The following is a 7521-nucleotide window of genomic DNA, read 5'->3' as shown; positions in this document are numbered from 1 at the left end:
TCACCAAGCTATTAGCAACTTATACGAACCCTATTAGTGAGACTTCTATGAGTGGATTCTAGCCTCAGAGCAATAAATCTATTGCTCAACATCTCCTAAACTAGCTATCGGTGCCATCCGATTCTTAGCGGGGATTTATGTGAGTGAGCACTAACCCCGCATATTGTGATACGAAGCATAGAGATGCCAACCACACAGCCATGGGGTGCTGGGTGATCAGTATGGCGGATAGCAACGAAACCGATACTGCCGAAGCCGACTCTAAATCAGTCAACATCGAGGTGGAAGGGGAAAACAAGACACGCTATGTCTCAGTTGAGTTCCCTTCTGAACAATACCAACGCCTCGACGATCTCAAAGAACAACACGGGCTCACCTGGCGCGGGCTTCTGATGCACACTCATCGCCAGCTCGATACCCCGAAAATAGAGAGCACCGATCAGTACGAACAACTGAACGAAACTCGTCAGTGGCATGGATTCACCTGGAAGGGAATGCTCTTGTATGCGGGTCGCGATCTCGAGGACCAAGCATAACTCAATCCTCATATAAGCCTAATTCAGAGTACGGCTACGTCACGCCAATACCAATTCCGAAAAAGAAGAGTATCATCCAGAGTACACCGCCCGAAACACGCCGGATTGCGCCGTGGTTGTGTGGATCCCCAGTGAGGACCCACAAAACGACGCCAGACGCTGCAATAACGGATGCTGAAAGTAGTCCGAATCCAGAATAGGCCATATAGGCGGCTAAGAACGTTATCACCGCGAAAAACCGTGCAGCAGCAGCATTCGATCTGGTGAGGAGTCCTGGCATCTCTGTTTTTACATAGTATAGACTTATTCTACAAATATATTTTGATGAGTTTTAAACAATACTACAGTGAGCCGTTCAACGTCACGTTCTCGAGGACGGGCATATGGCCACCCATTACATCAGCCGGTACTGAACCTGGATCCCACCCCTCTGCAACGATGGCCACATCTCGAAGTGTCACAGGTCCCGACGTCCCAGAGTAGAAAGCATCCGTCGGCTCGAGCAACGAAATCCGGCAGTTCTCGATCGTCGATTCAGTCACACCGGAACGCGTCCCGATCGCGAAGTTACCCCCGGCGCCGCTGGCCTCACTTTCCTGAGCTATCGTTACCTCGCAATCTCGAATCATGCCTTCCCCGGAGTAGTGCCAGATCGAACGGCCGCTTTCGTGTACCCCTGATGGAACGCGATCAACGATAGCCACACAATCCTCCACTGTCGACTGTCCGTACGGCCCTTCTCGAGTAAGCTCACCGTCCTCGGTCTCGTCGATCTCTGGAATCGGATCCCAGTCGTCAGTCTGATTAAACCGGATGTTTGCTGTCCCGGAGTTCGAGGCGATGCAGTTTCGAACAATCTGGCGACCGCCCCCCTGGACGTACAATCCGTTATCCGGCCACGGCCCACAGAGTACGTTCTGGAACAACGTCGTTCCCGACATATCCGTGTGACCGACGATTCCTGTCGTCGACCAGCTCTGGCCGAATCCCTGTTCGTTCACTGTCCCGTCGTAGCGTTCCGTCTGGCGAGTATTGATCGTATCATGGTAGTGCATCCCACCGCCACTCATATCGACTGAATCAACCAACGCAAAGGCGTCTCGAGACGTCGTTGCAACCCGCATATTCCCATGAGAGCCGAGATCGTGGACACCGTTGAACGCGATATTGCGGATCTCTGCCCGGTCGTTGATCATCGCGTACAGCCCCCGCATTCCCGCGTTCTCTCGTGCCCAGTCGAAGATGAATCCGCCAAAAACGAACTCGCCCTGGTGGGGCCGATTCATCGTCCCGATTCGAAACAGCATCGTCCCGCCACGGTACTCACCTTCATCGACCGTGTGCCCGTGGATGGCTTCGACCTCTCCATGCCGGATCACGGCATTTTGCCCAATGAGGCCAACGTCTCTCCAACCAGTCCGACGAAACCCCTGATTCATCTTGTATTGCCCCTGTGGGAACACGATCAGCGTGTCGTCCTCCCACGCCATCATCAGGGCATCATTGATCGCCTCCTCTCCCGTCGGATCTGCATTGTAGGGATCGTCGGTGATGTCCACGACATTGCTGAACTGATCCTCGTAGGTCGCCGGGTCGATCACCGTTGCTACTCCCGTATCGATATTCGTCGCTCCTGCGTTGGCTGGGTTTCCCTCACCCATGGAAGACCCACCGTCAAGAGCCATACACCCCGCTAGAGGTGCTATCGACGCCACTGACACCGCTGCACCACCTCGAAGAAAGCTGCGTCGTGAGTATGATATCTTCATATGAGTATAATCTTATCTCAGAGTGATATTGCTTCCGGAGGTCCAACTTGTTTGTGAGCTTGAGGACCGCAACAGCCACCCCCACTCGAGCCGGGGACCGACACCGACCGACCCCAGCCAGCACCGCACCACTACCGACTGACCGCTCGCACTCCGCTTCGCTCCGTGCTCGCTCTCCATGCTATAGCCAGAGTTGACCCCCAGACACTACCTCAAGATCCCCCAGGATCGCATGCCTACACTCGAGATGTTAGTCCACTATCTACCAGCCTGTTGATGGTCCATCCTGCTGATTCTCAGTCTGATAGTCTCCCTTGCTCTCGAGGTGATAGTCCTCTCTGCTGTAGCCTGGTGGTCACCCCACTTTGCTGAGCTACTCGAGGTCCTCTTCTGCTGGTCGCCTCCCTCCGCTTTGGTTGAGGATTGATCTGTTATAGCTCGGTGGGTTTTCCTCACTTGTTTCTCTTTATTGATACTTCCTCGAGGCTATAGTCCCAGAGCCATAACGCGCCCTGCTCGAGATTAACGTTGTGGGGGTAGCCGGGCTATATGTAGTCGGTAGTTCTGGGCTGACCGGAAATTAAAGTAAATTTTACTACTGTGCCCTGAAGCATGATATATGGAACCAGGCCAGGACCCACACGAGATCGCGGCCAATCTCTCACAAAAACGACATCGAATTTTGGTTTCGATTCGGACTCGTGGTGGGACCGCGAAGACGTCTGAAATCACCACCGATACCGATCTGGATAGCAGCCTCGTCAACTACCACTACAAGCGCCTCATGGAGGCCAGTCTAATTGAGCGCACCGACAAAGACCGAGATGATCCCATGCCTCGAGAGGGATTCACCTACCAGATCACTAACAGAGGAAAGAACGTACTGAGCGCAGCTCAAGAAGACTACGGAATGGATCCACTTGGGGGTCGAATTGTCCGGCAAAGATTGGATGATTTAGAGGCACGAACTGAGAAGCTCGAGCAAGAGAATGATCAGCTCCAAGAGGAAAAGACCAATCTCGAGAACCAGGTCAACGAGATAGAGGGGCGACTCGATGATATGCGAGATGCGAATAGCAAGTTATGGGAAACGGTACAGGGCTTGAAGTGATGTTGAGCCATCCCAAAGTAAGATCAATACCACACTACTTGCTGGTCACCGCAATATCGTGATCGGCAATCTCATTAGGCTGACTATGGGGAGCAATCTCGAAGCGCCACGTTTCGCCGCCCTCGAGTTCAGGCGTTAGATCCTGGTGGCTACCTAACTCGTTACCATCTCCGTCGTAGACTCTCACTTTAACCACTACCGATCCGTACGCCTCATCACCAGCGTTCTCGACCTTTCCCGTGTAGCTAATTTGCTCTTCATCGTACTCGAGTTCCTCGACCACCTCCTCATACTCGAGAATCTGGAGATCGCCAAATTTGAGGACGTTTTCACCTGCATCGGGCTGTTCGGGTTCGTCATGATGTGATGGTTCATTATTATTGTCTTCCTCAGCATCAGGCTCTTGGTTCGCCTCGTTATCCAGGGTCTCAGGGTCGCCTGATTCGTCGGCTTGCTGCTCGCCGTCGCGTCTGCTGTCAGCCAGACTCTCTTCGCTGTCGTCCAGGCTCTGGTCGCTGTCGCTATCTGGGCGAAGTCCGGCGAAATCAAGACACCCCGATAGGGGTGCGACGATTGTGCTGGCAGCGAGTGTCGTGAGAGTGTCTCTTCGATCCATTACTAATAGTTGGCAAAACGGCGTCTTTACTCAGTTATGATTCGAAATCGAGGTTCGTCAAATCGTTCTCAGAGAGCGCGAACCTAGCGCTGTACCTTCTATTGGATATCAGTGATATTGGCAAAGTCCTGTTGTATTCAATTGTGAGTTACGACCACATCGTCTGTGTGATCGCTGTTTCGAACTCTGCTGATTGCCGTGTGCCGATAAAGATGCGTGTCCCATCGGTCAATACGAGTTCAACGGTACGGTTACCGCGGAGATGATACACGTATCGCTACCAGAAGACCGGCGCAGCCCTCAGTACCACCATCAAAGGTCGTTGCCGAGTAGGTTGCGGCCCGAACGTCATCAATCCCCCAGAACCAAATATGGCGGAACGACCGCTAAAACGGACCGAGACGTACAATTTCACCAGTCTACTGATAGAGTTATTGTGCCTGGGGAGGTGGGGAGAATACCCGTCCACGGGTATGATCTCTATGACCAAACTGGAGCCAATTCATCCGACAGAAGCGTTCGAGATCTACCTGGAGGAACGAGGTGCCGAAGTCACTGCAAATACACTTCAAGCCCACAAATACCGCATTGGGCACTTTCTCCGGTGGTGTGAAGAGCAAGAAATCACCGACTTGAATACCCTATCGGGACGCCAGCTGCATGAGTACAAGATTTGGCGACAAAAGGAAGGAGATTTGAACGCCGTTTCTGTGAAGACACAAATGGACACCTTGCGTGTCTTTATCAAGTTCTGCGAATCGATTGATGCGGTTCCCCCGGCTCTACACGAGAAGGTACTGTCGCCAAAGCTCAACCATGGCGATAACCAGAGCAACGCTATTCTTACGAAAGACGTCGCTCATAAACTCCTGGACTACCTCTTCCGATTCGAGTACGCCTCTTTCGATCACGTCTTGATTCGACTTCTCTGGACGACTGGAATGCGGGTCGGGACTGCTCATGGATTAGACGTGGAAGACTATGATCAGGATGACCGGTATCTCGAAGTTCGACACCGGGAATCTACTCCGTTAAAGAATAAGCAACAGGGGGAACGTCTCATCGCCTTGGATCCTGAGACGTGTGAAGTCCTTGATGACTGGATTTATCATCAGCGCCCGGATTCCCAAGATGAGGAGGGCCGAAATGCACTGTTGTCATCAGTCCATGGTCGTGCTCACAAGAACACGCTTCGGTCTACAGTGTACCGACGGACGCGACCATGCGTCTATACTGATCAGTGCCCTCACGGACGCGATCTCAATACCTGTGAGGCATTGAACGATAACGAGAAGTCTGCGAGTCTTTGTCTATCGTCAGTCTCCCCCCATGCGATCCGACGAGGATCCATCACGTATCACCTTACTCAAAATGTCCCGACAGAGGTCGTAAGCAGCCGAATGAACGTCAGTGCGAAAGTACTGAACGTGCATTATGATAAACGAAGCGAGGAGACGAAAATGGAACAGCGACGCCGATACTTAGAGGATCAGTCCTCCGCGCGGTTCCGACGTCATTGATTTACATGCAGATGCGAACCTAACGCTATCTCTTCCATCAACTAATAGATGTGTTGAGAGAGCCGTGCTGAATACAGATCGCGGGCCGTGTTTAGACGCTAGTAATATTGCCTCTGTGTCGGGAATTCTAGGAAACGAAGCGAGCACAGGTGGATGTGCACTCCAAACTGGCCCGCTTCACCGAACGATGCGTCGAATTGTCTCAAAAAGCTGTCGGAAGCGGTTCGAAAGAACCTCTCAACAAAGGAAAAGATGGCTGCGCTGATTGGGTGATCGTAGCGATCCATGGTCTTCGAGAATACCTCGATCACCCCTACCGACGGTTGCTAGACGCTCTTCGAGAAATGCCCGCTATTGTCGCCAAGCTCGGCTTTTCACCGGATGAGTTGCCGGACTTCACCACCGTTTGTGCTCGAAAACAAGATCTCAAGATGCCCGTCTGGCGGATGCTGTTGCAGCCGTCTGCGGAACTATTCGATACCGGAGAGGTACAGGCAATCGACTCGACTAGTATCGCTCATCGCTCGTCTAGCCATAACTACGCAAAGCGCGTCAAAGGGACGTTTGAGTCGATCAAAACCACTATTCTTGTAGACTGTTCTACGCGAACCATTACTCGATGTACACTGCTCGATGAACCTACCACATGACACGCAGATTGCGTGGCAAGTCCTGAAAAGAAACCTCAGTACCGTGGAAACTATCGTCGCTGACAAAGGGTTTGATTGGGATAAGCTCCGGCAGATGCTGCGAAGCGAGGGTATTAGACCGGTGATCAAACATCGTGAGTTCTACTCGCTCGATGCCGCACACAATGCTCGGATTGGTGATGAAACCTACCATCAACGGTCTATCGCAGAATCGATATTTTCGCGTTACGCAAGCGATTCGGTTCAACACTTAAGACAAGAACGTGGTTTGGACAGTTCCGAGAACTCGTCCTTAAGGCCGCCGTCAGAAATATCGAACAATCGCTCAGGGCCTAACTCAGAGGATTTCGACCGTCTAAACAAGACCCATGGCTCGTGAACTCGATCTCTCTCCACTCGAAGCAGAGATTATTTTGCAGGCACTCGAACCAGTCGTTCTCCGACACCGAAGCAGCGAATGAGGTACATTCTCAGCGCCACCATAGGCAGAGGCAGTGGCTGCCGGTCCCCCAAATAGTCAGAAGAGTGAATGTGTGACGATATTATCCCAATAAGGGCTGCAAAGGAGGACAACGTTGAAATCGCTTCTTTGCGTCGGTCTACGTGACGATGGCACTCACCTATCCGCACTTTCTAATCAACTACAAACTCTACGAGGGAACTGCGGGAGCTAACGGCCTCGAGCTGGCGAAGACGATCGAAGCTGTACATCGGCAGACCGGTGCGACGTTCGCCGTGGCTCCACAGATTCCCGATATCTACCGAATAGCCGAGGAAACGAACCTTCTGGTCGTCGCCCAGTCGATCGATGGCCTGGTGGCCGGACGCGGAAACGGGCGGATATCGCTTGCGGCAGTCGCTGAAGCGGGTGCAGCAGGTGTACTCATCAACCACCCCGAAAGTCCAGAGGAGTTCAGTGACGTCGGAGGCGTCGTCGCTGGCTGTGCAGAGTACGGCCTCGAGTCGATCGTCTGTGTCGACAGCGTCGACCTAGGGCGGGCTGCGCTTACCTTCGATCCCGACTGTCTGCTACTCGAAAATCCGGCCGACATCGCAAGCGACCGCGCACTGGCACGAACGCATCCCGAGCGCGTCGAAGCGTTCGTCTCGATGGTCGAATCAGAAAACCCGGAGACTCGAATCCTTCTCGGTGGCGGGATCAGTACTGCAGCGGATGTAGCGGCGAGTCTCGAGCACGGCGCTGATGCTGCTGGTGCGGCGTCAGCATTCGTCGACGCGAACGATCGAGAGGCCTGGCTGTCGGAGATTGCCGAGTCCCTCATCGCGGAGACGAACTCGTTTGACAACGGCAAATGATG

At 53.0% G+C, this 7521-nt stretch carries 6 protein-coding genes and 2 pseudogenes; 6 read left to right on the top strand and 2 right to left on the bottom strand.

Features of this window, described 5'->3' with window-relative positions:
* Positions 1-221 precede the first annotated feature (221 nt).
* Positions 222-536: a hypothetical protein gene (locus tag QA609_RS22610; protein ID WP_278304883.1), complete on the top strand. Its 315-nt coding sequence runs from the start codon at positions 222-224 to the stop codon at positions 534-536.
* Positions 537-877: 341 nt separating this feature from the next.
* Here QA609_RS22610 and QA609_RS22605 read toward each other — a convergent pair whose 3' ends face one another.
* Positions 878-2197 (bottom strand): hypothetical protein, encoded by a 1320-nt coding sequence (locus QA609_RS22605; protein ID WP_278304882.1) that lies wholly within the window; start codon positions 2195-2197, stop codon positions 878-880.
* A 727-nt stretch (positions 2198-2924) separates the two neighbouring features.
* Here QA609_RS22605 and QA609_RS22600 point away from each other — a divergent pair.
* Entirely contained in the window at positions 2925-3416 is a 492-nt protein-coding gene (locus QA609_RS22600) for a MarR family transcriptional regulator (RefSeq protein WP_278304881.1), read from the top strand.
* A 34-nt stretch (positions 3417-3450) separates the two neighbouring features.
* Here the strand turns inward: QA609_RS22600 and QA609_RS22595 are convergent, their stop codons facing one another.
* On the bottom strand, positions 3451-4032 hold the full coding sequence (locus QA609_RS22595) for an FxLYD domain-containing protein (protein ID WP_278304880.1): 582 nt from the start codon (positions 4030-4032) through the stop codon (positions 3451-3453).
* A 482-nt stretch (positions 4033-4514) separates the two neighbouring features.
* Between QA609_RS22595 and QA609_RS22590 the strand changes: the two genes are divergently transcribed.
* The 4 genes and pseudogenes from QA609_RS22590 to QA609_RS22575 all read left to right on the top strand — a co-directional run bounded on the left by QA609_RS22590 (position 4515) and on the right by QA609_RS22575 (position 7519).
* A complete protein-coding gene (locus QA609_RS22590) occupies positions 4515-5552 on the top strand; it encodes a site-specific integrase (RefSeq protein WP_278304879.1) in 1038 nt (345 codons plus the stop codon).
* 155 nt (positions 5553-5707) lie between these two features.
* Positions 5708-6538 (top strand): annotated as a pseudogene (locus QA609_RS22585) (IS5 family transposase).
* 26 nt (positions 6539-6564) lie between these two features.
* Positions 6565-6663, top strand: a pseudogene (locus QA609_RS22580) (ArsR family transcriptional regulator); the annotation flags it as partial.
* A 148-nt stretch (positions 6664-6811) separates the two neighbouring features.
* Entirely contained in the window at positions 6812-7519 is a 708-nt protein-coding gene (locus QA609_RS22575) for a triose-phosphate isomerase (protein WP_278304878.1), read from the top strand.
* Positions 7520-7521: the final 2 nt, after the last annotated feature.

It is taken from the genome of Natronococcus sp. A-GB7 (assembly GCF_029688865.1).
GTDB lineage: Archaea > Halobacteriota > Halobacteria > Halobacteriales > Natrialbaceae > Natronococcus.
The sequence above is the reverse complement of the archived record's forward strand: the minus strand, read 5'-3'. Positions and strand labels throughout refer to the sequence as shown.